The sequence below is a fragment of the Allobosea sp. 05L423 genome (genome assembly GCF_056397745.1).
In genome coordinates, this window is sequence record NZ_JBFTOA010000001.1 from 384,472 (window position 1) to 408,683 (window position 24,212).

General features: G+C 67.4%; 24 protein-coding genes and 1 other RNA gene. 11 read left to right on the forward strand and 14 right to left on the reverse strand.

Features of this window, described 5'->3' with window-relative positions; all coding sequences use genetic code 11:
* Positions 1–45 precede the first annotated feature (45 nt).
* From AC1DNE_RS01870 to AC1DNE_RS01880, 3 genes are read left to right on the forward strand one after another with little or no spacing between them, the layout of a single operon-like run.
* Positions 46–909, forward strand: a complete 864-nt coding sequence (locus AC1DNE_RS01870) for an AraC family ligand binding domain-containing protein (protein WP_476840898.1) — start codon at positions 46–48, stop codon at positions 907–909.
* A 24-nt stretch (positions 910–933) separates the two neighbouring features.
* Positions 934–1,647: an AzlC family ABC transporter permease gene (locus tag AC1DNE_RS01875; RefSeq protein ID WP_476766290.1), complete on the forward strand. Its 714-nt coding sequence runs from the start codon at positions 934–936 to the stop codon at positions 1,645–1,647.
* The gene (locus AC1DNE_RS01880) at positions 1,644–1,943 is read left to right on the forward strand and encodes an AzlD family protein (protein ID WP_149133317.1); all 300 of its coding nucleotides are present in this window, start codon (positions 1,644–1,646) and stop codon (positions 1,941–1,943) included. The genes AC1DNE_RS01875 and AC1DNE_RS01880 overlap by 4 nt, the downstream gene beginning before the upstream one ends.
* Positions 1,944–2,061: 118 nt before the next feature.
* On the opposite strand, the gene AC1DNE_RS01885 is transcribed toward AC1DNE_RS01880, so the two are convergent.
* Positions 2,062–3,897, reverse strand: coding sequence for an aminopeptidase P family protein (locus AC1DNE_RS01885; RefSeq protein ID WP_476840899.1), 1,836 nt, complete (start codon positions 3,895–3,897; stop codon positions 2,062–2,064).
* Positions 3,898–4,293: 396 nt separating this feature from the next.
* On the opposite strand from AC1DNE_RS01885, the gene AC1DNE_RS01890 reads away from it, so the two are divergent.
* On the forward strand, positions 4,294–4,539 hold the full coding sequence (locus AC1DNE_RS01890; RefSeq protein ID WP_441469671.1) for a hypothetical protein: 246 nt from the start codon (positions 4,294–4,296) through the stop codon (positions 4,537–4,539).
* 53 nt (positions 4,540–4,592) lie between these two features.
* Positions 4,593–4,721 (forward strand): hypothetical protein, encoded by a 129-nt coding sequence (locus AC1DNE_RS01895; RefSeq protein WP_441469670.1) that lies wholly within the window; start codon positions 4,593–4,595, stop codon positions 4,719–4,721.
* A 57-nt stretch (positions 4,722–4,778) separates the two neighbouring features.
* On the opposite strand, the gene AC1DNE_RS01900 is transcribed toward AC1DNE_RS01895, so the two are convergent.
* Positions 4,779–5,726 (reverse strand): 50S ribosomal protein L11 methyltransferase, encoded by a 948-nt coding sequence (locus AC1DNE_RS01900; RefSeq protein ID WP_441469669.1) that lies wholly within the window; start codon positions 5,724–5,726, stop codon positions 4,779–4,781.
* A 150-nt stretch (positions 5,727–5,876) separates the two neighbouring features.
* Positions 5,877–6,632 (reverse strand): SDR family oxidoreductase, encoded by a 756-nt coding sequence (locus AC1DNE_RS01905; RefSeq protein WP_441469668.1) that lies wholly within the window; start codon positions 6,630–6,632, stop codon positions 5,877–5,879.
* Positions 6,633–6,733: 101 nt separating this feature from the next.
* Between AC1DNE_RS01905 and AC1DNE_RS01910 the strand changes: the two genes are divergently transcribed.
* Positions 6,734–7,153 (forward strand): winged helix-turn-helix transcriptional regulator, encoded by a 420-nt coding sequence (locus AC1DNE_RS01910; RefSeq protein ID WP_441469667.1) that lies wholly within the window; start codon positions 6,734–6,736, stop codon positions 7,151–7,153.
* Between the two features lie 164 nt (positions 7,154–7,317).
* On the opposite strand, the gene AC1DNE_RS01915 is transcribed toward AC1DNE_RS01910, so the two are convergent.
* The 4 genes from AC1DNE_RS01915 to AC1DNE_RS01930 form a co-directional block, all read right to left on the reverse strand.
* Positions 7,318–7,740, reverse strand: a complete 423-nt coding sequence (locus tag AC1DNE_RS01915; protein WP_441469666.1) for a GNAT family N-acetyltransferase — start codon at positions 7,738–7,740, stop codon at positions 7,318–7,320.
* A 42-nt stretch (positions 7,741–7,782) separates the two neighbouring features.
* Entirely contained in the window at positions 7,783–8,070 is a 288-nt protein-coding gene (locus AC1DNE_RS01920; protein WP_441469665.1) for a type II toxin-antitoxin system HicB family antitoxin, read from the reverse strand.
* A gap of 1 nt (position 8,071) precedes the next feature.
* Entirely contained in the window at positions 8,072–8,266 is a 195-nt protein-coding gene (locus tag AC1DNE_RS01925) for a type II toxin-antitoxin system HicA family toxin (RefSeq protein ID WP_441469664.1), read from the reverse strand.
* A 109-nt stretch (positions 8,267–8,375) separates the two neighbouring features.
* Entirely contained in the window at positions 8,376–10,742 is a 2,367-nt protein-coding gene (locus AC1DNE_RS01930; RefSeq protein WP_476766292.1) for an ATP-dependent helicase, read from the reverse strand.
* A 243-nt stretch (positions 10,743–10,985) separates the two neighbouring features.
* Here AC1DNE_RS01930 and AC1DNE_RS01935 point away from each other — a divergent pair, with 243 nt between their 5' ends.
* Positions 10,986–12,638 carry an acyl-CoA dehydrogenase family protein gene (locus AC1DNE_RS01935; protein ID WP_441469662.1) on the forward strand — a complete coding sequence of 551 codons (1,653 nt, stop codon included), beginning with the start codon at positions 10,986–10,988 and terminating at the stop codon, positions 12,636–12,638.
* Between the two features lie 114 nt (positions 12,639–12,752).
* On the opposite strand, the gene msrB is transcribed toward AC1DNE_RS01935, so the two are convergent.
* A complete protein-coding gene (gene msrB, locus AC1DNE_RS01940; protein WP_441470028.1) occupies positions 12,753–13,181 on the reverse strand; it encodes a peptide-methionine (R)-S-oxide reductase MsrB in 429 nt (142 codons plus the stop codon).
* A gap of 203 nt (positions 13,182–13,384) precedes the next feature.
* Here msrB and AC1DNE_RS01945 point away from each other — a divergent pair, with 203 nt between their 5' ends.
* Both AC1DNE_RS01945 and AC1DNE_RS01950 read left to right on the forward strand, forming a co-directional pair.
* A complete protein-coding gene (locus AC1DNE_RS01945) occupies positions 13,385–14,650 on the forward strand; it encodes a BtaA family protein (RefSeq protein WP_441469661.1) in 1,266 nt (421 codons plus the stop codon).
* Entirely contained in the window at positions 14,647–15,315 is a 669-nt protein-coding gene (locus tag AC1DNE_RS01950) for a class I SAM-dependent methyltransferase (RefSeq protein WP_441469660.1), read from the forward strand. Before AC1DNE_RS01945 ends, AC1DNE_RS01950 begins: the two co-directional genes overlap by 4 nt.
* Positions 15,316–15,383: 68 nt before the next feature.
* Here the strand turns inward: AC1DNE_RS01950 and AC1DNE_RS01955 are convergent, their stop codons facing one another.
* Positions 15,384–15,950, reverse strand: coding sequence for a thioesterase family protein (locus tag AC1DNE_RS01955; protein ID WP_441469659.1), 567 nt, complete (start codon positions 15,948–15,950; stop codon positions 15,384–15,386).
* 203 nt (positions 15,951–16,153) lie between these two features.
* Between AC1DNE_RS01955 and AC1DNE_RS01960 the strand changes: the two genes are divergently transcribed.
* Together AC1DNE_RS01960 and AC1DNE_RS01965 are read left to right on the forward strand one after the other, a co-directional pair.
* Positions 16,154–17,593 (forward strand): FAD-binding oxidoreductase, encoded by a 1,440-nt coding sequence (locus AC1DNE_RS01960; protein ID WP_441469658.1) that lies wholly within the window; start codon positions 16,154–16,156, stop codon positions 17,591–17,593.
* Positions 17,594–17,729: 136 nt separating this feature from the next.
* On the forward strand, positions 17,730–21,299 hold the full coding sequence (locus tag AC1DNE_RS01965) for an AsmA family protein (protein WP_441469657.1): 3,570 nt from the start codon (positions 17,730–17,732) through the stop codon (positions 21,297–21,299).
* A 58-nt stretch (positions 21,300–21,357) separates the two neighbouring features.
* Here the strand turns inward: AC1DNE_RS01965 and AC1DNE_RS01970 are convergent, their stop codons facing one another.
* The 5 genes from AC1DNE_RS01970 to ssrA form a co-directional block, all read right to left on the reverse strand.
* Positions 21,358–21,600, reverse strand: a complete 243-nt coding sequence (locus AC1DNE_RS01970; protein WP_441469656.1) for a ribbon-helix-helix domain-containing protein — start codon at positions 21,598–21,600, stop codon at positions 21,358–21,360.
* Complete coding sequence (locus AC1DNE_RS01975; protein ID WP_441469655.1) at positions 21,597–21,797, reverse strand: DUF4169 family protein; 201 nt, start codon at positions 21,795–21,797, stop codon at positions 21,597–21,599. The genes AC1DNE_RS01970 and AC1DNE_RS01975 overlap by 4 nt, the downstream gene beginning before the upstream one ends.
* 13 nt (positions 21,798–21,810) lie before the next feature.
* Positions 21,811–23,205: a class II fumarate hydratase gene (fumC, locus tag AC1DNE_RS01980; RefSeq protein ID WP_441469654.1), complete on the reverse strand. Its 1,395-nt coding sequence runs from the start codon at positions 23,203–23,205 to the stop codon at positions 21,811–21,813.
* 11 nt (positions 23,206–23,216) lie between these two features.
* On the reverse strand, positions 23,217–23,792 hold the full coding sequence (locus AC1DNE_RS01985; RefSeq protein ID WP_441469653.1) for an SspB family protein: 576 nt from the start codon (positions 23,790–23,792) through the stop codon (positions 23,217–23,219).
* 56 nt (positions 23,793–23,848) lie between these two features.
* Positions 23,849–24,204: a transfer-messenger RNA gene (gene ssrA, locus AC1DNE_RS01990) on the reverse strand.
* Between the last annotated feature and the right edge of the window lie 8 nt (positions 24,205–24,212).

Below are 24,212 nucleotides of genomic sequence, written 5' to 3' on the forward strand. Positions count from 1 at the left end.
TTTTCTTCAAGACAGCAGCGCCGCGAGAGCGTTTATGCTCGCGCCATGGAAACAGTCACACAAGGCGAGACATTTGGCCTCGAACCGCTCGTCGCCGGCGAGCGGGCGAAGCTGTTTCCGGCCGAGCGTTTCGACGGGCTGGATTGCCTCGCCGCGACCTTCCGCCGCCATGCCTACGCGCCGCACCAGCACGAAAGCTATGTGATCGGCATCATCGAGGCCGGCTGCGAGACCTTCCGGATCCGGGGCGAGCGCCATTACGCACGCCCGAGCCAGATCGCCTTCGTCAATCCGCTCGAGACCCATGACGGGGAGCCCTACGGGCCGGGCTACAGCTACCGGATGACCTATCCGGAGGTCGGGCTGATCCGCGAGGTCGCGGCCTCGCTCAGCGGCCGGGACAGTGTCGGCACGCCGTTCTTTCCGCTGCCGCTGGTCGAGGACCCCGATGGGGCTGCGCTGTTCGCCGCCGCGCATCATGCCATCGAGGACGGCGAGGATCTGCTGGCCGGCGAGGAGATGCTTCTGCGCTTCTATGCGCTCTGCCTGGCGCGCCATGCCGATCTCTCGGTCCGCCCCGTCGGGGCCGAGGCCGGCCCCGTCGCCAGGGCGCGCGAACTGTTCGAGGCGCGCTACGAAGAGGATCTGTCGCTCGCCGATCTCGCCCGGCTCACCGGCCTGCCGCGCCATCACCTGATCCGTGCCTTCCGGCAGGAGACGGGGCTGACGCCCCATGCCTATCTGGTCGATGTCCGCGTGCGGCGCGCCCGCGAGCGGCTGCGACGCGGCGAGATGCCCGGCGATGTCGCTGCGGCGACCGGCTTCTGCGACCAGCCGCATCTGACCCGCGCCTTCAAGGCCCGCTTCGGTGTGACGCCTGGCGCCTTCCGCGCGGCGCATCTCGGCTGAGCGCCCTTCCGAAAGAACCCAACCATGTCCACGATGCGTGACGACATCAGGCGCGGCCTGAACGATATCTGGCCGGCTGCGGTGGCTGCGGCGCCGATCGGCCTGCTCTTCGGCGCGGTGGCCGCCAGCAAGGGGCTGTCGCCGCTGGAGGTGTTCCTTATGAGCACCATGGTCTTCGCCGGCGGGGCGCAATTTGCAGCGGTGGAGCTGTGGACGACGCCGGCGCCGGTCGCGGCGCTGGTCTTCTCGACGCTGCTGATCAATGTCCGCCATGTCCTGATGGGGGCATCGCTCGCGCCCAAGCTCGAGGGCTTCAGCCGCTGGCAGAAATTCCTCGGCCTCTACTACATGGCCGACGAGAACTGGGCGCTGGCCGAGAAGCGCTCCCGCACCCACCGGCTCACGCCGGCCTACTGGTTCGCGATGGTCATCCCCTTCGTGCTGGGCTGGCTCGTCAATTCGACGCTGGGGGCGACCATCGGCGCCGTGCTGGGCGATCCGAAGCGGCTGGGCGCCGATTTCGCCTTCACGGCACTCTTCATCGCGCTGGTCGCGGCCTTCTGGAAGGGACGGGTGACGTTCTGGACGGTGGCGGCGGCGGGCATCGCCTCGGCCGTGACCTATCGCCTTGCCGGGCCGCCCTGGCATGTCGCGGCGGGCGCCCTTTGCGGTTTGCTGGCGGCCTGGCTCGCGGCCGGCGAGGAGGAGCTTCCGATGACGAAGGAGGTCGAGGCGTGAGCGTCGATCCGATCAACCTTCTCGCCTTCCTCGGCATGGCGATCGTGACCTATGCGACGCGCGTCGCCGGGCTCGCGCTCGCCGGGCGGCTTAATCTGTCACCCCGCGCGCAAGCCGCCTTCGATGCGATCCCGCCCGCCGTGCTTGTCGCCGTCATCGCGCCGAGCGCGCTCGCCACCGGCTGGGCCGAGACGGCAGCGGCGGCGATTGCGGCATTGGCCGCGACGAGGCTGCCGCTGCTGGGTGTGGTGGCCGTCGGCGTGGTGGCGGTGGTGGCGTTCCGGATGGTGATGTGAGCTGCCGTCATGCTCGGGCTCGATCCGAGCATCTCATGACCAGAGGCTGCGGTTTCGCCCCTTTTCCGGCAGGAGATTCACGGGTCGAAGCTGCGCTTCGCCCGAGATTGACGCCGGGTCACAACGGCCGGCAGGCCTTCTCCAGCCATTCCTCGGCCTCGCCCGTGACCAGCGGGCTGAGCTTCTGCCAGACCGTGGCGTGATAGGCGTCGATCCAGGCGATCTCGCCGGCATCGAGCAGTGCCGTGTCGATCAGCGCCCGCTCATAGGGGCACCAGGTGATGGTCTCGAAGCCGTAGATCGTGCGCTCGGCACCGGGGATCGCGCGCTCCTCGACGACGATCAGGTTCTCGATGCGGATGCCGTATTCACCCTGCTTGTAGTAGCCGGGCTCGTTGGAGAGGATCATACCCGGCTCCAGCGGCGTGATGCCGAGCTTGGACAGGCGCTGCGGCCCCTCATGCACCGAGAGATAGCTGCCGACGCCGTGGCCGGTGCCGTGGTCGAAGTCGAAGCCGCCCTGCCAGAGCGGCAGCCGGGCGAAGGCGTCGAGCTGCGCGCCGGAGGTTCCCTTGACGAAGACCAGCCGCGAGATCGCGACATGGCCCTTGAGCACCCGGGTGTACCGGTCGCGCATCTCGGCCGTGGGCTCGCCGATGACGATGGTGCGGGTGATGTCGGTGGTGCCGTCCTCGTACTGGCCGCCTGAATCGACCAGGAAGATGCCCGGCTCCAGCCGGCGGTTGGTCGCGTCGCTGACGCGGTAATGCGGGAGGGCGGCGTTGGGGCCTGCGCCAGCGATCGTGGTGAAGGAGACGTCCTTCAGCAGCCCGGTCCTGAGACGTTCGGCTTCGAGCGCTGCGACGGCGTCGATCTCGGTGAGATCGCCCTTCGGCGCCTCGCGCGCGAGCCAGGCGAGATAGTTCGTCATCGCCGCGCCGTCACGCAGATGGGCCGTGCGGGTGCCCTTGAGTTCGGCAGCGTTCTTGCGCGCCTTCATCAGCGCGATCGGGTCGGTGCCGGCGTCGGGCGTGCCGCCGGCATCGCGGATCAGCGTCGCCAGGGCCGCCGCGGCGGTCGTCGCGTCGAGGCGGACCTTGGCCTTGGCCGCACCGAGCTTCTTGAGCTGGTTTTCGAGCTCGGCCGGGGGTGCGATCTCGCCGACCGCGCCGATCGCGTCGCCGGCCTCGTTGGTGATCTTCTCGGGCGCGAGGAACACGGTCGGGCGCCCCTCCCGTGGGACGATGGCGTAGCCGAGCGGCAAGGGCGTGTGCTCGACATCGCCGCCGCGGATGTTGAAGACCCAGGCCAGAGCATGCGGATCGGAGACGACGAGCGCGTCGACCTTGGCCTCGGCAAGCGCCTTCTGGATGCGGGCGAGCTTGGAGACGCTGTCCTCCCCAGCAAAGGCGGCCGGATGCGCCTTGACGGGTGCGGTCGGCGGTGCCGGGCGGTCGCTCCATAGCGCGTCGATCGGGTTGGTCTTGACCGCGACGAGGCTGCCGCCGGCTGCGGCCGCCGCCTTTTCGAGGCGGGCGAGGCCATCGACCGTATGCAGCCAGGGATCGTAGCCGAGCTTGCCCCCAGCCGGCAGGTTCTGCTCGACCCAGCGCTCCAGCGGCGTCTGCTCCATGCGCACGGGCGTGACGACCTTGGTGTCGGTCTGCTCGGCCGATTGGATGGTGTAGCGGCCATCGACGACCAGAGCGGCCTTGTCAGCCAGCACGACGGCGTTCCCGGCCGAACCGGTGAAGCCGGTCAGCCAGGCGAGGCGGGCCATATGCGCCGGGACATATTCGCCCTGATGCTCGTCGGCGCGCGGGATGACGAAGCCGTCGAGACCTTGCGCCGTGAGCGCCATGCGCAGCGCAGCGACGCGGCCGGCAACCAGCCTTGGGTCGCTGGGCTCGGAGAAGGACTGGAAGCGGCAGGTCGGTAGGGTCGATTCGGTCATGGCGGGGTCCGGCTCAGATGGTCGTGCGTGCTGTCGAACGACCACGGCGATCTATGTAATTGTTATCGCGTCGAATTTCTCCGAAAGGCGGATTCCACTTTTCGGTCCGATGCTATGGTGTGCCCATCGTCGCGCTCCATCGGCGAAAGCGCCAGTGCAAATGCGCCGGCGGGCGATGCCTGTTCCGTGGGATCGCGCTGCCTTACAGGCCGGCATTGTGCTGTTTGGTTATGCAATATACGCAAACATTAACGGATATTGGCGTCTTGCATGCGTTTTTCGCATATCTCGCATATGCGAACATATCTTCTCGCATGTGCGAAATGATCCCACTTTAGTCGCATAAGAGAACGAGGAAGCGACCGGGACTGTCCTTCGTTTTTCGGAGATAGACCCATGACCTATGTGTTGAACAACGCCGACGTGCTGCCCGTAGCAGTGGTGGCCGAAACCAGGGCCAGCAAAGCCGACAAGCCGAGCGTGATGCAGCGCCTCTATGCCGCGCTGATCGAAAGCCGCAAACGCTCCGCCGCTCGCGAACTGCGTGCCCGCAACCTCCTCGTCAACGAGGCCGAGATCGTGCTGGGCGGCTACCCGTCCGCGACGCTGTCGAGCGACGTCTCGCTGCCCTTCAACCGCTGAGTTTCCGGCCGCTGCGGCCAGCCCGCGCGCCGATAGCACACAGGACCCGAACCATGATCACCATCATCAAGCATATCGTCGAGCAGATCGTCGACGCTGCGAAGTTCACCGCCGCCGTCTGGCACGATGCTCGTAGCCTCCAGGCCGAGGCCGCGCGCGAGTACGGCCATATTGGCGAGTAACAACCTCGCGCTTCTAGCGGCATCGGCCTATCAGGCCCGATGCTCTGGCGCCGGAGGTCAGGCAGGGCGGCGGAGCCTCGGGGCTGCGCCGCCTTTTTTCATGACCAGGGTCGCCCAGCCCTCGCGCAGCGACTGGCTGACGAGATAGATGCCGTGGTGCCGGTAGGCCGAGACCACCCCGGCGACATCCATGGCGAGCAGGCCGGACAGGATGAGTGTCCCGTCCCGCGAGAGCACGCGCGCGATCGAGGGCGCGAGCTGCCTCAGGGGCCCCGCGAGGATATTGGCGAAGACGAGGTCGAAACGGCCGGGCCGGTTCGCCTTGGCGTGGCGCAGGCCCGGCGCGACATAGAGATCGAGCGCATTGGGCGCGTGGTTGAGGCGGGCGTTGTGAGCGGAGACCTCGACCGCGATCGCGTCGATATCGCCGGCGACGACCTTGCGCTTGATCTGCTTGGCCAGAGCCAGTGCCAGGATGCCTGTGCCGGTGCCGACGTCGAGCCCGTGGCGCGGACGCCGCTTCTTCAGCTCGGCGTGCAGCGCCAGCAGGCAGCCCGAGGTGGTGCCGTGATGGCCGGTGCCGAAAGCGAGCGCCGCCTCGATCTCGATGGCGACGTCGTTGACCCGCACGACATCCCGGTCATGCGCACCGTGGACGATGACGCGGCCGGCGCGCACGGGCTTCAGCCCGTCGAGGCTGGTCGCGACCCAATCCCGCGTGTTGACGGTGGTGAAGGGCGTGGTGTCGACGAGATCGCCGATGATCGGGCGCAGCAGGTCGCGCACCGCCTCCTCGTCCGGGTGCTGGGCGAAGTAGATCTCGACCTTCCAGGGCGCATTCAGCGAAAGCGTGGTGACGCCTTCCTCGATCTCGAAAGCCGAAATTGCGGTCTCGGTCGGGTCGAAGATCTCGCCGAGCAATTCGGTCAGGGCCCGGGCCTTCTCGCCCGAGGTGGAGAGTTCGAAGACGGTCGCGACCGTCGCTGGCAGGAGGCCTTCGCGCATGCGGTGGCATTAGCAGGGCGGGGCGGGGTTGTCATGCGGTGCAGCGCAGCCGTCATGGCCCGGCTTGACCCGGCCATCTCCGAAACAAGCGCCTTCCCGTCCTGAGATTCTCGGGTCGCCGCCGAGCGGCGCGCGAGAATGACGCGGGCATCACGCGTGCTGGGCGTTCAACGCGGCGAAGACATTGGCGAAATTGCCCGTGGCCTCGGCATAGCGCAGCGGCTTGCAGCGCTCGACGATGACCTCCGCGGCGTCGGGCCCGGTTTCGAGGATCGTCATGACCTCGGCGATGAAGTCGGCGAGCGGCATGGCGGCGGGGTCGACGGCCTGCTGTGCCCCCATCAACTCGGTCTGGACATAGGGCGGGGCGATCTCGATGACCCCGACAGACGTATCCTTCAGCTGCTCGCGCAGGCCGATCGACCAGGAATGGATTGCGGCTTTGGTCGCGCTGTAGGTCGGCGTCACCGCCAGGGGCACGAAGGCGAGGCCGGAGGAGACGGTCAGGACCGTGGCGCTTGGCTGCTTCAACAGATGCGGCAGCAGTGCGGTCGTCAGGCGGATTGGGCCGAGCAGGTTGGTCGTGACTGTCTCTTCGGCGATGGCGAGATTGTCAGCGGCTGGGACATTCTCGGGCTTCATGATGCCGGCGTTGTTGATGATGGCGTTGAGCTTCGGGAAGCGCTCGACGGCCTGGCGGGCGAAGGCTTCGATATCGGCCTTGTCCTGAATGTCGAGCAGCATCGAAGCCATGCCCGGATTGGCGGCGGTGACCTCGTCGAGCACGGCTTCGCGACGCCCGGCGATGATGACCTGGTTGCCCTTCGCGTGCAGCGCCTCGGCCAGCGCTCGGCCGATGCCGGAGCCGCCGCCGGTAATCAGGATGGTGTTGCCGGAAATGTTCATCGCAAGTCCCTTTCGTGGTTGCGTGACACCAGTTGGCATCGTTACTCTTCAATGGAAAGAAGGCGCCGAAAGGTTCCATACATACCAAAAGGAGAGCGTCGATGCAGGCGATCCGAACCGCGATGGCGGCGATGCATGCGCGCAGCGAAGCGATCCCTCCGGTGAGCCCCGCGGTGGAGTCGCTGGTGCGGCAGGTGATCGCTCAGGTCGCGGACAAATGGACGATGCTGGTTCTGGAGGCGCTCGAGGAGCATGGCACGCTGCGCTTCACAGAGGTCGGCCGCATGGTCGGCGGCATCAGCCAGAAGATGCTGACCAAGACGCTGCGGGAAATGGAGCGAGACGGGCTGGTTGTCCGCACCGTCCATCCGGTGATCCCGCCCCATGTCGATTATACGCTGACCGAGCTCGGCCGCGAGCTCAGCGCCGCCTTCTGCGGCGTCTGGGTCTGGGCCGAGACCTACTATCCGCAAGTCTCGGCGGCGCGGAAGGCGTTCCGCGAGCGGGAAGGCGGCGCCTGATCATTCGTTCGCAGACGCGCAGCCCTCATCCTGAGGAGCAAGCCATCGGCTTGCGTCTCGAAGGATGGTCCAGGAGGCTCCAGAGACATCTGGAACATCCTTCGAGACACCGCTCACGCGGCTTCTCAGGATGAGGGTTCGAATCTACAAGGGACTCCGAGCGCTCAGAGGTCTTTCGTCAGGTAGATCCGGGTCGCGCCCGGCGGCTTCGGGGCGATCTCGCCGAAGACCTGCCAGCCGAGCTTCTTGTAGAATTCCGGCGCCTGGAAGCTGATGGTATAGAGCACAGCCTTGCTGCAGCCGCGCCGCCGGCCTTCCTCCTCCGCCATGGCGAGGATGCGGCTGCCGACGCCGGAGCCGCGCAGGCTCTTCGGCAGATAGACGGTGTCGATGAAGAGCAGGCCGAGCGAGGTGCGCCCCGCGAGCCCGCCGATCGGCTCGCCGGTCTCCGGATCATCGACGCGGATCGTCAGCGTCTGGCGATCATTCCGACCGATCTTCTCGTCGTTGTAGCTTCGCAGGCCGTTATGGAGGACGTCGCGAAGAGCATCGTCCTCGGCGTCGGTCAGCGCGATCTGGGGAGTCATATCGGTCGTTTCGTCAAAGAGTCGGCGGCGTAGGCGCCGCTTCTACTCCGCTGCCGGCTGGAGCGATACATCCGACGCCGGGATAAGGGCGATCGCGTGCCGAGCCATCTCGGCTGCTGTCTCGGCATCGGCCTTCAATTCGCTAGGGGTCCGGGCTCGGGGCGCTGCCCCGCCCTGCGCTTCGATCCAGACCGCGACGGCCTCCGGTGCATTGAGCAGGGCTTCATCCAACGTATCGCCGGCCGCGAAGCAGCCGGGCAGATCGGGAAACCAGACGCCGACGGCATGGTCGGGGCCTGCATCCTCGATGATGGCGACGTAGTGGGTCATGTCAGTCGCGCGGCCAGCCTGCCTGCTTGTAGATTTTCAACACAAGGCCGGGTCCGAAACTCTTCTTCGGATGCGGCACCACGATAGTGTCACGGACGCCGGGCTTTTTGAAGACATGGTGCGAGCCGGTGACGCGCACGCATTCCCAACCCTCGCGTTCGAGGCGGCGCATGATGTCGGCGCTGTTGTTGAGCATCGGTGCTCCAAAACGATGATTGGTGAAGCACCCTGCTATCTATACTAATCTCTCGGCATGTCTGGTGATAAACGCTGAGCAGTTACCACTTGACAAGGCAATGAAGAACTCATCCCGCCTTCTGCACGAACGAGTCCAGCACCATCTTCCGCCCGGCCTTGTCGAAATCGACTGTCAGCTTGTTGCCGTCGACGCTGGCGACCGAGCCGGGGCCGAACTTGACGTGGAAGACGCGGGCGCCCTCGCCATAGGCGGATTCGCCGGTGGATTTGGCCGTCAACTCGCCCTCGATCAGCAGCGGGCCGCGCTGGCGCGAGCTTGAACCGAAACCGCGGCCGCTTTCGGAGAAGCCGCTTCCGCCGCCGCCGTTCTTGGCGCGATTCTCCTGCGCGCGCTGCCAGCCCGGCGTGTTGTAGCTGGAGCCGAAGCTCTCCATCCGATCGAAGCGCGAGGCGCCGTAGCCGCCCTGCGAATAGCTGGTGGGGGCCTGCTCGACCTCGACATGCTCCTCCGGCAATTCGTCGATGAAGCGGGAGGGGAGGCTGGTCTGCCAGAGGCCGTGGATGCGGCGGTTCGAGGCGAAATAGAGCTTCAGCTTCTTGCGGGCGCGCGTGAGGCCGACATGGGCGAGGCGGCGCTCTTCTTCCAGGCCGGCGCGGCCGCTCTCGTCGAGCGCGCGCTGGTTGGGGAACAGGCCCTCCTCCCAGCCGGGCAGGAAGACCGTGTCGAACTCCAGCCCCTTGGCGGCATGCAGCGTCATGATCGAAACGCGGGCTTCCGCCTCGCCGTCGGCGACATCCATCACGAGCGAGACGTGCTCGAGGAAGGCCGGCAGATCCGGGAATTCGTCGAGCGAGCGCACGAGTTCCTTGAGGTTTTCGAGGCGCCCGGCGGCATCGGCCGAGCGATCCTTCTTCCACATCTCGGTATAGCCGGATTCCTCCAGCACCAGCTCGGCGAGCTCACCCTGCGGCATGTGCTCGGCGCGGGCCGACCAGCGGCCGAAGGCCTCGACCAGTTCGCGCAGCGCCGTGCGGGCCTTGGGCTTGAGCTCGTCGCTCTCGACCGCGGCGCGGGCCGACTGCATCAGCGAGAAGCCGGTGGCGCGGGCATGGTTGTGCAGGAGCTGGACCGTCGCGTCGCCGAGGCCGCGCTTGGGCACGTTGACGATGCGCTCGAAGGCAAGATCGTCGGTCGGCGAGACCACGCAGCGCAAATAGGCGAGCGCGTCGCGGATCTCGGCGCGCTCGTAGAAGCGCGGGCCGCCGATGACGCGATAGGGCACGCCGGCCTGGACGAAGCGCTCCTCGATTTCGCGCATTTGGGCGGAGATGCGGACGAGCACCGCGACCTGGCCGAGATCCTGGCCCTTGGACTGCATCGCCTCGATCTCGTCGGAGACGAGGCGGGCTTCCTCCTGGCTGTCCCAGGCGCCGGTGATGGTGACCTTCTCGCCGAGCGCATCCTCGGTGCGCAACGTCTTGCCGAGACGGCCTTCATTGCGGGCGATCAGCTTGGAGGCGGTGGCGAGGATATGGCCGGTCGAGCGGTAGTTGCGTTCCAGCCGGATCACGGTCGCGCCTGGAAAATCGTGCTCGAACCGAAGGATGTTGTCGACCTCGGCGCCGCGCCAGCCATAGATCGACTGGTCGTCGTCGCCGACGCAGCAGATGTTGCGGCGGCCCTGCGCGAGCAGGCGCAGCCAGAGATACTGCGCCGTATTGGTGTCCTGGTACTCGTCGACGAGGATGTAGCGGAAGCGGTCGTGATAGGTCTGGAGCACGTCCGGATAGTCGCGGAACAGCGTCAGGCAATGCAGCAGGAGATCGCCGAAATCGACAGCGTTCAGCGCCTTCAGGCGCTCCTGATAGGCGGCGTAAAGCTTGCCGCCCTTGCCGTTGGCGAAGACGGCTGCCTCGCCCGGCGCGACGTCCTTCGGCGCAAGGCCGCGGTTCTTCCAGCTATCGATGAAGCCCGCCAGCATGCGGCCGGGCCAGCGCTTCTCGTCGATGTTCTCGGCCTGGATCACCTGCTTCATCAGGCGGATCTGGTCGTCGGTGTCGAGGATGGTGAAGTCGCTGCGCAGGTCGAGCAGTTCGGCGTGGCGGCGCAGGAGCTTGGCCGAGATCGAGTGGAAGGTGCCAAGCCAGGGCATGCCCTCGGCGACAGGGCCGACGAGATGGGCGACGCGCTCCTTCATCTCGCGCGCCGCCTTGTTTGTGAAGGTGACGGCGAGGATCTGCGAGGGATAGGCGCGGCTGGTCGAGATCAGGTGGCCGATGCGTGTGGTGAGCACGCGGGTCTTGCCGGTGCCGGCGCCGGCCAGCACGAGCACCGGTCCCTCCGTCGCCTCGACCGCCTGGCGCTGTTCCGGGTTCAGACCCGCGAGATAGCCGGCCGCCGGCTGCGCGGCAGCGCGCGCGGCCAGCCCGCCGGGGCGGGGCAGGGGAGCGGAAAAGGCGTCGGTATCGGACAAGGGTCTAAGCTGCTCGTGCGTGATTCGTTCTCCGGCGAATATAGGGCGTCAGTGTCGGGATTGCGCCCCCCACCGACAAGGCGTTGAAAATATCGAGCCCTCATCCTGAGGAGCCCCGCAGGGCCGTCTCGAAGGATGCTTCAATAGCCTCCTTGAGGTTCTCCCGCGATCTGGATCATCCTTCGAGACGCAGCCTGCGGCTGCTCCTCAGGATGAGGGCTCGCGTGTGGAGAGGAGGCGCCCATGACTGATGTCGTGTCGCGATCCGGCGGCTGGGAGGTCATCAATCAGGTGCCTGTGCTGGCCGACTACGATGCCTTCTTGGCCGATCCGGTGCTGCCCGGCATCGTCGCGGCCTTCGGGGCCGACTGGGCGCGCGAGCGGCTGCAGGAGGCGGGGCGCACGGTCGGCTCGGCCCGCGTGCAGGAACTGGCCTATCTCGCCAACCGTCACACGCCGGAGCTTCGGGCCTTCGACCGTTTTGGCAATCGCATCGACGAGATCGCCTTCCATCCGGCCTGGCATGAGCTGATGGGGTTCGCCATCGGGCAGGAGACGCATGCGCTGGCCTGGAACCGTCCGGGGCCCGGCGCGCAGGTGGCCCGCGCCGCGCTGCAATATCTCTGGTACGGCGGGGAGAGCGGGATCTGCTGCCCGATCAGCATGACCTATGCTGCCGTGCCGGTGCTGAAACAGGACGCGTTGATTTGGGAGCAGTGGGGTTCCCTCGTCACCTCCAATCGCTATGACGCTCGACAAGGACCGGCGCATCTCAAGACCGGCGCGACCGTCGGCACGGCGATGACGGAGACGCAGGGCGGCTCGGATCTGCGCCAGACACAGACCGTTGCCGAGGAAAATCGCGACGGCACGTTTTCGCTGCACGGCCGGAAATGGTTCTTCTCGGTGCCGCATTCCGACGTCTTCCTGACGCTGGCGCGCACGCCGGAGGGCATCTCCTGCTTCGTCGTGCCGGGCTGGCTGCCGGATGGGTCGCGCAACGGCGTCGCGATCCAGCGGCTCAAGGACAAGGTCGGCAATCGCTCGAATGCCTCATCGGAGGTCGAGTTCCGCGGCGCCATCGGTCGTCTGATCGGCGAGCCGGGGCGGGGCATCCGCACGGGTCTCTCGATGAACCACAATTCGCGGCTGGACATCGCCGCAGCCTCCTCCGGGCTGATGCGGATGGCGGTTTCGCTCGCGGCGCATCACGCGCAGCACCGGCGCGCCTTCCAGAAGGCGCTGATTGACCAGCCGATCATGCAGAACGTTCTCGCCGACCTCGCCATAGAGGCAGAGGCCGCTGCCTGGCTGGCTTTCCGGCTCTTCGCGGCGCTCGACCGGCAGGAGGAGTCGGCCGGCGAGCGGCTGCTGGCGCGGGTGGGGGCGCCGATCGCGAAATACTGGATCACGCGGCGGGCGCCGGCCGTCGTCACCGAGGCGCTGGAATGCCATGGCGGCAATGGTTTCATCGAGGAGAACCCGATGGCACGGCTCTACAGGGAGGCGCCGCTCAACGCGATCTGGGAGGGCTCGGGCAATGTCATCTGTCTCGATGTGCTGCGTTCGCTGGCGCGCGAGGAAGGGGCGGTCGACGTGCTGCGGGCGGAGTTGTTGACGGCTGCGGGAGCGGATCGGCGCTACGATGCGGCGCTGAAGCGACTGGAAGGCGAGCTGCCGGAACTGATCGGCAATGAGGGGCAGGCACGGCGGCTAACTGAAAAGCTGGCGCTGGCGCTGCAAGCCTCGCTGCTGTTGCGGTTCGCGCCCGCTGCGGTGGCGGATGCCTTTGTGGCGACGCGCTTGGGCGAGGGCTGGTCGGGGCAGTTCGGGGATTTGCCGCCGATGGTAGATGCGGCGGCGTTGGCGCGGCGGGCCGTGCCGGCCGTTTCGTAGAGCGGGCCGTCATGCTCGCCCTTGTGGCGAGCATCCATGTCTCGAACTCCGTCTTCGACCAGCGAAGACGTGGATGGTCGGGACGAGCCCGACCATGACGGCGGAGCGATTTTGCTAGGCTTCCGGCTCGAAATTCATCGCCACGCCGTTGATGCAGTAGCGCAGGCCGGTGGGCGGCGGGCCGTCGGGGAAGACGTGGCCGAGATGGCCGCCGCAATTGGCGCAATGGACCTCGGTGCGGACCATGCCGAACTTGCGGTCCTCGCTGGTCTCGACCGCGCCTTCGAGCGGCTGGTCAAAGCTCGGCCAGCCGGTGCCGCTCTCGAATTTCTTGCCCGACCTGAATAGCTTCTGGCCGCAGCCGGCGCAGGAGAAGGTGCCGGCGCGCTTCTCGTAGTTGAGCGCGCAGGAGCCAGCCCGCTCCGTGCCGTGGCCGCGCAGGATCTGATACTGCTCGGGCGTCAGGCGCTCGCGCCATTCGGCGTCAGTCAGCTGGAAGGGGAAGGTCTCGTCCTGCTTCTTCGGCTCGCCGAACATGCTCATCAGACCCATTGCGATCTCCTTTCGGCCGGGGCGGTGGCCACCTCATCGGCTCTCGTGCCGGCAATATGGCGTCTCGCGCGCTGAATTTCAGCCCCGCCGATCCAAGACGATTTCACGAGGCCGTGGCAATCGCCGGGGCTTCGTCACCTGACCGTCACGCGACTCCTCTAGCAGCCCCGCCACCCGCAAAGGGAGGAAAACCGGTGACGCAACAGGCGACGCAAACGGCGCGCGCGGCCCGCCGCATGACGAGCTCGGGCCTGGGATTGGCCGTCCGACGCAGCAAGAAGCTGTCGAAGGCGGGCATGCTGGAATGGCTGTTCGCCCGCGCCTTCTCCGGCCTGGTCTATCCACAGATCTGGGAAGATCCGGTCGTCGACATGGCGGCGCTGCAGCTCAAGGCCGACGACCATGTCGTGGCGATCGCGTCGGGCTCCTGCAACATCCTTTCCTATCTGACGGCTGCGCCGATCCGCGTCAGCGCCGTCGATCTCAATGCCGCGCATATCGCGCTCGGCCGGTTGAAGCTTGCGGCGCTGGCGCGGATGGAGCGACAGGAGGACTTCCTGCGCTTCTTCGGCCGGGCGAACGTGCGCGGCAACGTCGGCGTCTACGACCGCGAGATCGCTGATCATCTCGACGCCGTCTCGCGCGGCTACTGGGAGGGGCGGGGCCTTAACGGCCAGCGTCGGATCAACGTCTTCGCTAAGGGCTTCTATCGCTACGGCCTGCTCGGCCGTTTCATCGGCACGGGCCATGTGCTGGCGCGGGCGTTGGGCGGCAACCCGCTGATGATGCTGGCGGCGCGCGACCTTTCCGAGCAGCGTGCGCTCTACGAGCAGCATCTCGCGCCGGTCTTCGAGCGCAAGCTGGTGCGTTGGCTCGTGCGCCAGCCGGCCTCGCTCTACGGGCTCGGCATCCCGCCGGCACAGTACAAGGCGCTCGCCGCCGATGGCGAAGACGGGATCCTCGGCGCGCTGAAGCTGAGGCTTGAGCGGTTGGCCTGCGATTTCGACATGAAGGAGAACTACTTCGCCCAGCAGGCTTTCGGCCGGCGCTATGGCGAGGGGCCGGATGCGGCCTTCCCGCCCTATCTGCAGCCGCGGCATTTCGCGGCGGTGAAGGAGCGCGCCCCGAACGTCTCCTATCGCCAGAGCGCGATCACGGCCGTTCTCGAAGACCAACCAGCCGAAAGCTGCGACGCCTATGTGCTGCTCGATGCGCAGGACTGGATGAATGACGCCGACCTCACGGCGCTGTGGTCGCAGATCACGCGGACGGCGCGGCCGGGCGCGCGGGTGATCTTCCGCACGGCGGCCGACGAGCGGCTGCTGCCGGGCCGGGTGCCGGCGGCGATCCTCGATCAGTGGCAGTACGAGGAGGAGCGCAGCCGCGATCTCTGCCGGCAGGACCGCTCGGCGATCTATGGCGGCTTCCACCTCTATGTGCTGAAGGGGGCGGCCCGGTGAGCGCGGCCGAGGCGCCGGGCGGCTCGGCCGCCGGGTTGATGGACCGGATCTATCGGCATCAACGGCATATCTACGACGCCAGCCGGAAGTTCTATCTGCTCGGCCGCGACCAGCTTATCGACGGGTTGCAGCCTCCTCCCGGCGCCGCCGTGCTGGAGATCGGCTGCGGCACCGGGCGCAACCTGATCCAGATCGCAAGACGCTACCCGTCCTGTGCCTGCTACGGGCTCGACGTCTCCAGCGAGATGCTGGCGACGGCGCACGCTTCGGTGGCGCGGGCGGAGCTGGAAGATCGGATCCAGCTTGCCGAGGCAGACGCCACCGGTTTCGATCCTCAGGCGCTGTTCGGCCTTGAGGGCTTCGACCGGATCGTGATCTCCTATGCGCTGTCGATGATCCCGCCCTGGCAGGGTGTCGTCGCCGAGGCGCTGCGCCGCCTTAACATGGGCGGCTCATTGTATATCGTCGATTTCGGCGACCAGAGCGGGCTTCCGGCGGCGTTCAAGGCGGTGCTGCTGCGCTGGCTCGCCCTTTTCCATGTCACGCCACGCGAGGATCTGCCGGGAGCTGTGCGGGCGCTGGCGGAAGCTGCCGGAGCCGAATGCCGGCTCGGCGCGCCGTATCGCGGCTATGCGATGCATGCCGTCGTCACGCGCAGCCGCTAGGCTGCGTAGCGGCGCGCCTGCGGAGGTGAAGCAGAAATCCCGAGCTACGCCTGATCGGGCAACACCGCTCAGTGCCGCGTCTCGACCTCGGGCTCGCGCTCTTCGTTCGCTTCCTCGACGCGGATCGCCGACTTCTTCGGCATGCCGATGATGCGACCGATCGTGGCTGGCAGCGGCATCATGCTGTGGGCCGCCTTCATCAAGGCAAGATTCGCCAGGATGTCGGCAGGGAAGGGCACGACCCTGCGATGGACCATATCGACGTGCAGCGACAGGTTCTCGCTCGTCGCGGCGAGCCAACCCTCATGGGCGTGGCGCATCTCGAGATAGTAGTGCAGGCGCTTGTCGTCGAAGTCGATGAGCTGGGCGGTGACGCGGACGAGATCGCCGTCGGTCAGCTCACGCTTGTAGAGGATGTGGCATTCCGCGGTGAAGGTCGAGGCATGGCGTGTCTCGACATAGTCCCGCGTCAGGCCGACGAGCGAGAAGACTTCGTCCACCGCACGGTCGAACAGGACATGATAATAGGCCATGTTGAGGTGGCCGTTGTAGTCGATCCATTGCGGCTCGACCCGCATCGCCGACGAGACGAAGGGCGAGAAGAAGAGCGCCGGAGCGCGTGTATCGTTTGCCATGATCGCCCTCCCTGTCAGGCGCCTCGTTCAAGGGGCCGTCGCAGAATTGCGGCTGCCCATTTCCTCGTCTCGTGATCTAGTATGCACCGGTCGCAATCGGCGTCAGCATCTTGCTCCGACGAATAAAGCCGGATCATGTCGGACTGTAACCGATTGCGAAACCGATCTGTTCCAAGTCTAAGCGCCAAAACCGGATCTTGACAATGAGCCTGCCCGCCACCGCCCTTCATGACGGCCCTGCCTCTGCTGCAGCGCTGCCCCCGTCGCCGGAAGCCGTTGGGGCCGTGACGCAGGCGCTGGCCGCGCGCTTCGGCAACAGGCTCGTAACCAGCCTGGCGGTGCGCCAGCAGCACGGCCACACGCTGACCTGGATCCCGAATTTGCCGCCCGATGCGGTGGTGTTCCCGCAGAGCACGGAGCAAGTCTCCGAGATCGTGAAGCTCTGCGCCGCCCATGGCGTGCCGGTCATCCCCTTCGGCACCGGCACCTCGCTGGAGGGCCATGTCAACGCGGTCTATGGCGGCATCTGCATCGACATGTCGCAGATGAAGCGGATCATCGCGGTCCACGCCGAGGATCTCGACGTGGTGGTCGAGGCCGGCGTCACCCGCAAGGAGCTCAACGAGCATCTTCGCGACCAGGGCCTGATGTTCCCGATCGATCCCGGCGCGGACGCCTCCATCGGGGGCATGGCCGCGACGCGCGCTTCCGGCACCAACGCCGTCCGCTACGGCACGATGAAGGACAATGTGCTGGCGCTGAAGGCGGTGATGGCCGACGGCTCCATCGTCAAGACCTCGACCCGCGCCCGCAAGACGTCCGCGGGCTACGACCTCACCCGCCTGCTCGTCGGTTCGGAAGGCACGCTCGGCATCATCACCGAGGTGACGCTGAAGCTGCATGGCATCCCGGAGGCGATCGCAGCCGGCGTCTGCCCTTTCCCATCCGTGAAGGCGGCCTGCGACGCGACGATCCTGACCATCCAGACCGGCCTGCCGGTTGCGCGCATCGAACTGCTCGACGACGTGATGATCCGCGGTGTCAACCTGCATGCCAAGCTCGGCCTGCCGGAGACGACGATGCTCTTCGTCGAGTTCCACGGCACGGAAGCCGGCGTGGCCGAGCAGTCCGAGCGCTTCGGCGAGATCGCGGCGGAATATGGCGGCGGTCCCTTCGAATGGGCGACCAAGGCCGAGGACCGCTCCAAGCTCTGGCAGGCGCGCCATGACGCCTATTGGGCGGCGAAGGCGCTGCGGCCCGGCTTCGACTCGGTCGCGACCGATGTCTGCGTGCCGATCTCGCAACTGGCCGAATGCGTCGAGGAGACCAAGCGTGACATCGAGGCCTCCGGGCTGATCGCGCCGATCGCGGGCCATGTCGGCGACGGCAATTTCCACACGCAGCCGCTGGTCGATCTCAACGACAAGGCCGAGGTGGAGCGGGTCCAGGCCTTCATCGACAGGCTGGTGAAGCGCGCGCTGGCAATGGGCGGGACCTGCACGGGCGAGCACGGCGTCGGCCAGAAGAAGATGAAGTATCTCGAGCAGGAGCACGGGGCGGAAGCGCTCGCGGTCATGCGGACGCTGAAGCGTGCGCTCGACCCGCAGAACATCCTCAATCCCGGAAAAATCATCGTCCTGTGACATCGGCGCGGCTTGCGCTGCGGGCGCCCTTCGCGAAATGTCGTGATCCTGCCGCGACTTGCCGGCATGATCGCGGGCGGCCGCCGGTTCCGGGCCGGCGGCGCTACACCATTGCGACAGGGATAGAAAGCGGACGTTGCGTGAAAGCCTGACAGTTCTGGCCGGCCTGCTGGTGCTGGCGCTGCTGGCGGCCCTGATCGGCCCCGGCTTCGTCGACTGGCGCGTCTACCGGCCGCAGATCGAGACCAGGCTGAGCGAGGCGCTCGGAGTCGAGACGCAGATCGGCGGCGCCATCGGCCTGCGCCTGCTGCCTTCGCCGCGCATCTCGCTGGAGAACGTCCGGATCGGCGGCGGGGATGGCATGACCAGCGCGGCGGCCGCCGAGCAGGTGACCGTCGAACTGGCGCTGGCCGCGATGGCGCGCGGCGAATTCCGCTTCTCCGAAGCCGAGATCGACGGGGCCACGATCTCGCTTTCCCTCGACGATACCGGCGCGATCCGCCTGCCGGAGCGGACCGGCAAGGGCCTTCCGGCCGAGGCGCGGCTCGACAGGCTGCGGATCAGCCGTTCGGCCCTGATCTGGCGAGAGCCGGGCAAGCCGGCGGTCACGTTGACGCCCATCGCCGCGGAGGTTTCCGCCGTCAGCTTTGCAGGCCCCTGGCGCTTCGAGGGCGAGGTGGCCGGCGCATCCCTGCGCGTGATGACCGGCGAGATGGAGGAGAGCGGCAGACTGCGCGCCAAGGCCTTCCTCACCGGCGAGGATCTGCAGCTCAATTTCGACGGCTCCCTGATCCTGCCGACGGCGCCAGGGCGGATCGGCGTCGAGCTCGACGGCGCCTTCGGCCTGTCGCCTGGCGGGGCGGTCTCGCTGTCGGGCAGGGTGAAGGGCGGTGGCCGCCAACTCGACCTTGCCGGTCTCACGCTCGACCTCGCCGGCGGTGCGGCAAGGCTGGAGGGGGAGGGGCAATATCTGCCGGGAACCGGAGCTGGCTCGCTGGCGTTGCGCGCCCGCCGGCTCGATGCCGATGCACTGGCGGCGGCGCTGGCGGAACGCCAGGGCTTCGAGCGGGCGCTTACTGGCCTGCCGGGCGCTCTCGACATCGGCCTCGACCTCGACCAAGTCATCTGGCGCGGCGAGGATCTTTCGACATTCGCGCTGCGCGGGCGCCTGCATGACGGCGGATTAAGCGATGCTTCGGCCTCAGTCCGCGTGGCCGGCGCGTTGATCGGGGCGTCCGGCGGTCTGCGGGGCGAGGGAGCGTCGGGCCGCATCAATCTCAAGGCGGATGATGCGCGGCGCATCGCGCTGGTTCTGGCCAGGGCCGGATTGGACCCGGCCATGGCCGATTTCATCGCCGGGCTCGGGCGCATCGATGCCGATGCGGTCGGCTCCTGGGCGCCGGGGCGGATCGCGTTGCAGCGGCTGCTGGTTGCGGGTTCATCCGGCTTGCGGCTCGACGCGTCAGGGGAGGCTGGATCGGCCAAGCTCGCGGCCAAGGCTACGGTGAGCGGGCTCGCACTCGATACCCTGCCGCCGGGAACAAGCTTCAGCGGATTGTTCAGGCAGCCTGACATCGCGCTCGATCTGACGCTGGCCAATGCACGCTTTCGCAATGCTCCACCGGGCTCGGCCAGCCTCGATATCCGCCGAGAGGGCGATGCCTGGCGATTGAGCCGGCTCTCGGTCAACGGTTTCGGCGGCGTCAACGTCACCGGGGCCGGTTCGTTGCTGGCCGAGGGCGGGGAGATTTCGGGGCGGATCCGTGCGCCACGGGTCGAGACCCTGACGGCACTGGCCGGGCCGCTGCTGCCGGATGCGGCCGTGCAGGCGTTGATGCGGGCGGGCGAGGGGCTGGCGCGGCTGGACAGCGGCTTCCGCCTGACTCGGGCGGCTTCGGGCGAAACCGCGCTCTCGGCCGAGGGCAACGCGGCAGCCGGGAAGCTGACGATCAAGGGCGTGCTCGACCGCGCCGGAAACTGGAATCGCGCCACTCTGGGCTTCGACCTCGCCGACCGGCGGCAGGCCTTCACCGCGCTTGGCCTGCCCACGCCGATGCAGGGCGGAGCTGGCCGGCTCACGCTCGACATCGACAAAGGGCGCATGGTCGGCTCGCTGGCAGGGCCGGGTCTGTCCCTCGTGGTGGAGGATGGCGCCGGGGGGGCGCAGGTCTCGCTGCAAGCCGAAGGGCCGGCCCAGGTTCTGGCGGAGGGGCCGGCGCGGCTGCTGCCCGACGGGGTGCTCGACGCACATGCGCGACTGCAGGTGACTGGCGATGCGGTTCGGCTCGACGGTATCGCGGCCAATCTCGGTGGCATGGCAGCCAGCGGCTCGCTCACCTTGCCACGCGAGGGGCGCTACACCGGACGTTTCGCGATCCCCGCGGCGGATCTGCGCCAGCTGATCGCGACGGCGCTGGGACCGGCGCCGTCGGCCCCCGGGTCGATCTGGTCCACCGCACGGTTCGGGCGCGTCGGCGAGTTGCCGGAGCTCGACATCGCGGTCGAGGCCGGCACGCTCGCGGTCTTCGACGGCGGGGCGATCCGCAATGCCAGCTTCGCGTTGCGTTCGGATCAGGACGGGCTGCGGGTCGACGACATCAAGGGTACCTTTGGTGGGGGGCAGATCTCTGGCCGCCTCGGCCTGCGCCGGGATGGCGGGCTCGCTCAACTCAACGGGCGGCTGGCCCTGACCGCGATCGACATCGTGGAGATGACCAAGGGAGCCATCGGCGGCAAGGCTTCGGGGCAGGTCGAGTTCGGCGGATCGGGCGAGACGCCGGCACGCCTTATCGCGGGCCTGAGCGGAGCCGGCAGCCTGTCGCTCTCCGGCACGCGCCTCGCCCGTTTCGATCCGAACGCCTATGCCCGCATCATTGCCAATACGGGCGAGGATGCCTCCGAGAGCGATACCTCGCGACTGCAGGACCGGCTGGCCGAGGCTCTCGATCGCGATGCCTGGGCGCTCGGCGACGTAACCTTGCCGTTCACGCTGGCAGGCGGACTCATCCGGCTGCAGCCGTTCAGCTTCGAGCGCAACGGCTTGCGGGCGGAGGCGAGCGGCACCATTGATCTGCGCGCGCTCAATGCCGATCTCAGGCTCGCTCTCAAGCCCATCGGCGCGCTGCCGAAGGGGTGGCCCGGCGATGCCCCGCAGATCGGGATCGCCTGGCGTGGTCCGCTCTCGAACCTGCGGCGTGAGAGCGATGTCAGCGCGCTCTCGAACACGGTGGCGGCGCGGGCACTGGCGCGCGAGATCGAGCGCGTCGAGGCCTTCGAGGCGGATGCGCGCGAGCGGGCGGCGCATGCCCGGCGCCTGCGGGCCGAGCGCGAGATGCGTGAGAACGAGCGCAAGCTCAACGAATTCCTGAGGGGGCAGGAGGAGGCCCGCCTCGCCGAGGAGAAGCGGCAGGAAGAAGCGCGGCGTGCCGAGGAGCAGCGCAGGCAGGCCGAGGAGAAGCGGGCCGAGGAACTGCGCCGCGCGGAACAGGCGCGTGCCGATCAGGAGGCGCGCCGAAGGGCGGAGTTGGAGGAACGTGCGCGAGCCGCTGCGGAGCGGGCTGCCGTGCAAGCCGCTCCGCCGCAGCCGCAGTCACAGCCCGGCCCGCTCGTCCTGCCGGGCGCGCCGCGCGCCAGCTCTCCGGAAGGCGTCGTTCAGCAGCCGGCTCCGCCGTTGCAGATCCTGCCGGGCGCGCAGCCGCGCAATTGAGGGGCTTCAAACCCTTCGCGGGTTTGATTCCCGGCCTCTTCTCAAGCGGCTGAAGTAATCATGGCCCAGCGCTGCCTTGATGCTCAGCGGCGAGCCGCCGGTAATGAGAAAGCGCGTGCAAGCGCAGGGCCGAGGAGAGGTTGAGCTCGCCCCGGCGGGAATCGACTTCGACGACGAGGGCGGAAACCGGCTGGCCTTCGGTGGCGGCGATCTCCTTCAGTGCCTCCCAGAACTCGTCTTCCAGCGAGATACTGGTGCGATGGCCTGCTATGCTGAGCGAGCGCTTGCGCTCCGAACTCATGCCGGCTCCGGGTCCTTGTCGCCCTGCGCAAGCCTATGCCCGTCGATGTGGCGGGCGGCCTTGTCGCGCTCGGCCTCGGAGAGGCTGCGCTCGGCCTTGGTCCGGCCGAAGCTGATGCGGTTCTGCTCGGCCGCCTTATCCGCCTCCGTGCGCGCCTTCTGCTTGCGGGCGCGGCGGAGATTGATGATCTCGGCCATGAGCGCAGCTCCCTCAGCGCGGGCCGAGCATCTGCTCGGGCTTGACCGTCCTATCGAAGAGATCGGCGTCGACACCAGCCTTGAGCGCTTCCTCGCGCAGCGTCGTGCCGTTGTGGTGCGCGGCTTTGGCGATGTTCGCCGCCTTGTCATAGCCGATCGCCGGAGCCAGGGCGGTTACCAGCATGAGTGAGCGCGACAGCAGTTCCTTGAGCTGCGTCTCGTTGGCCTCGATGCCCTCCACGCAGTTGGTGCGGAAGCTTTCGGCCGCGTCGGCCAGCAGCCGGACCGACTGCAGGAAGGCGGCGGCGATGACCGGCTTGAAGACGTTGAGCTCGAAATGGCCCTGGCTTGCGGCGAAGCCGATCGTCGCCTGGTTGCCGTGGACCTGGGTCGCGACCATGGTCAGAGCCTCGGCCTGAGTCGGGTTGACCTTGCCGGGCATGATCGAGGAGCCGGGTTCGTTCTCCGGCAGGCTGATCTCGCCGAGACCGGAGCGCGGGCCGGAGCCCATCAGGCGGATGTCGTTGGCGATCTTGAACAGGTCGGAAGCGAGCGCAGCCAGCGAGCCATGGGCGGCAGCGAGTGCGCCGTGGCTTGCCAGCGCCTCGAACTTGTTCTCGGCCGTGCGGAAGGGCAGGCCGGTCAGCGTCGCGACCTCCTTGGCGAAGAGCACGGCGAAATCGGGATGGGTATTGAGGCCGGTGCCCACGGCTGTGCCGCCCTGCGCCAGCGCGTAGAGCCCGCCGAGCGCGGCTTCGATCCGGCCGATGCCGAGATGGAGCTGCATCGCATAGCCGGAGAATTCCTGGCCGAGCGTGACGGGCGTGGCATCCTGCAGATGGGTGCGACCGATCTTGACGAGATGCCTGAAGGCCTCGGCCTTGGCGTTCAGCGCCTTTTCGAGGTTGCGCAGGGCCGGGAGCAGCTTGCGCGTGATCTCGAGCACGGCCGCGATATGCATCGCAGTCGGGAAGGCATCGTTCGAGGACTGGCCGCGATTGACGTGGTCGTTGGGATGGACCGGGCTCTTGGCGCCAAGGCCGGCACCGAGCAGCTCGTTTGCCCGGTTCGCCAGCACCTCGTTGGCGTTCATGTTGGACTGGGTGCCGGAGCCGGTCTGCCATATCACCAGCGGAAAATGGCTGTCGAACTTGCCGGCGAGCGCTTCGTCTGCGGCCTGGCCGATGGCGCCGGCAACGCGCTGGTCGAGCAGCCCGAGCCGGGCGTTGACATGAGCCGCCGCCTTCTTGACCAGCACGAGGGCATGAACCAGCGGCAGCGGCATGCGCTCACGCTCGCCGCCGATCCGGAAATTCTCCAGAGAGCGCTGCGTCTGCGCGCCCCAATACCGGTCCGCAGGCACAGCGATGGGGCCGAAGGAATCGGTTTCGGTGCGCGTCTCGGTCATGGGAAGGTCCGTCAGGTCTTCTTGCGGAAGGAATCGAGGCTGACGACTTCGGCGCCGCTCTTGCCGTCGTCATCGGTTTCGCCGATCGCCGCGTCGCTGCCCTTGTCCGCGTCCTCTGCCGCCGAGGCCCGCGTCTTCAGCGCGGGCACGCCGGTCGGCACGACCTTGGTGGGAACGGGAGCGGGGGCAGCAACCGACTCGGACTGCGGGGCACCTGCCTCCTCCGGCTCGCCCTGCGTCTCGAACTTCAGGCCGAACTGCACGGAGGGGTCGAAGAAGGTCGTCACCGCATCGAAGGGGATGAGCAGCCGCTCCGGCACACCCGAAAAGGACAGGCCGACCTCGAAGGCATGGTCGCTGACGCTGAGGTCCCAGAACTGGTGCTGGAGGACGATCGTCATCTCGTCCGGGTGCTTCTCGCGCAGGCGCTGCGACAAGCGCACACCGGGCGCCCCGGTCCGGAAGGTGACGTAGAAATGATGCTCGCCGGGCAGGCCGTCCCGCGCCGCCTCCGTCAGGATCTTGCGGACGACGCCCTTCAGCGCTTCCTGCACCATCAGATCGTAACGAAGAACATCTTTGGACATCGGGTGCGTTTTTCCGCTTGCTGCTCCGGCGGGAACAGCCGGCAGGCCAGAATGAAAGTGGAGGCTTCTGTTGCCAGGCGCCTCCGGGCCCCGCCTTACGCGGCTAAGCGCAAGGGCTTTGGTTTGGGAACCAGCACCGCTTACGCGGCGACAGCAACCCGAGCATTGTTGTCGTTGGCAACTATGCTTTGGCCCGATAACGGCGGAACCATGCCGAGCAAAAGGACAACTTTTACACCCTCGTCGATCCTATTTCGCCCCCGCCAAAACCCTGAAAGATCAGGGCTTTGGTGGAGGCGCCGGGTACTGCCCCCGGGTCCGAAAGGCTTATTCCGAAATCCGTTTATCGCCATAGCCGCTCTTGCGAGTGGCAATGACGAATATAGGCGCAGCAGCGGCGCGGGGAAAGAGTGCTGAGCC

What these genes read in the sequence shown, in the direction of transcription:
- AC1DNE_RS01885 (WP_476840899.1), bottom strand. Translation starts at nt 3,897, where the DNA reads ATGACCGAATCGACCCTACCGACCTGCCGCTTCCAGTCCTTCTCCGAG.
- AC1DNE_RS01955 (WP_441469659.1), bottom strand. Translation starts at nt 15,950, where the DNA reads ATGGCAAACGATACACGCGCTCCGGCGCTCTTCTTCTCGCCCTTCGTC.
- AC1DNE_RS01910 (WP_441469667.1), top strand. Translation starts at nt 6,734, where the DNA reads ATGCAGGCGATCCGAACCGCGATGGCGGCGATGCATGCGCGCAGCGAA.
- AC1DNE_RS01970 (WP_441469656.1), bottom strand. Translation starts at nt 21,600, where the DNA reads ATGAGTTCGGAGCGCAAGCGCTCGCTCAGCATAGCAGGCCATCGCACC.
- AC1DNE_RS01935 (WP_441469662.1), top strand. Translation starts at nt 10,986, where the DNA reads ATGACTGATGTCGTGTCGCGATCCGGCGGCTGGGAGGTCATCAATCAG.
- msrB (WP_441470028.1), bottom strand. Translation starts at nt 13,181, where the DNA reads ATGAGCATGTTCGGCGAGCCGAAGAAGCAGGACGAGACCTTCCCCTTC.
- AC1DNE_RS01925 (WP_441469664.1), bottom strand. Translation starts at nt 8,266, where the DNA reads ATGCTCAACAACAGCGCCGACATCATGCGCCGCCTCGAACGCGAGGGT.
- AC1DNE_RS01890 (WP_441469671.1), top strand. Translation starts at nt 4,294, where the DNA reads ATGACCTATGTGTTGAACAACGCCGACGTGCTGCCCGTAGCAGTGGTG.
- AC1DNE_RS01920 (WP_441469665.1), bottom strand. Translation starts at nt 8,070, where the DNA reads ATGACCCACTACGTCGCCATCATCGAGGATGCAGGCCCCGACCATGCC.
- AC1DNE_RS01905 (WP_441469668.1), bottom strand. Translation starts at nt 6,632, where the DNA reads ATGAACATTTCCGGCAACACCATCCTGATTACCGGCGGCGGCTCCGGC.
- AC1DNE_RS01870 (WP_476840898.1), top strand. Translation starts at nt 46, where the DNA reads ATGGAAACAGTCACACAAGGCGAGACATTTGGCCTCGAACCGCTCGTC.
- AC1DNE_RS01975 (WP_441469655.1), bottom strand. Translation starts at nt 21,797, where the DNA reads ATGGCCGAGATCATCAATCTCCGCCGCGCCCGCAAGCAGAAGGCGCGC.
- AC1DNE_RS01900 (WP_441469669.1), bottom strand. Translation starts at nt 5,726, where the DNA reads ATGCGCGAAGGCCTCCTGCCAGCGACGGTCGCGACCGTCTTCGAACTC.
- AC1DNE_RS01985 (WP_441469653.1), bottom strand. Translation starts at nt 23,792, where the DNA reads ATGTCCAAAGATGTTCTTCGTTACGATCTGATGGTGCAGGAAGCGCTG.
- AC1DNE_RS01875 (WP_476766290.1), top strand. Translation starts at nt 934, where the DNA reads ATGTCCACGATGCGTGACGACATCAGGCGCGGCCTGAACGATATCTGG.
- AC1DNE_RS01960 (WP_441469658.1), top strand. Translation starts at nt 16,154, where the DNA reads ATGAGCCTGCCCGCCACCGCCCTTCATGACGGCCCTGCCTCTGCTGCA.
- fumC (WP_441469654.1), bottom strand. Translation starts at nt 23,205, where the DNA reads ATGACCGAGACGCGCACCGAAACCGATTCCTTCGGCCCCATCGCTGTG.
- AC1DNE_RS01895 (WP_441469670.1), top strand. Translation starts at nt 4,593, where the DNA reads ATGATCACCATCATCAAGCATATCGTCGAGCAGATCGTCGACGCTGCG.
- AC1DNE_RS01915 (WP_441469666.1), bottom strand. Translation starts at nt 7,740, where the DNA reads ATGACTCCCCAGATCGCGCTGACCGACGCCGAGGACGATGCTCTTCGC.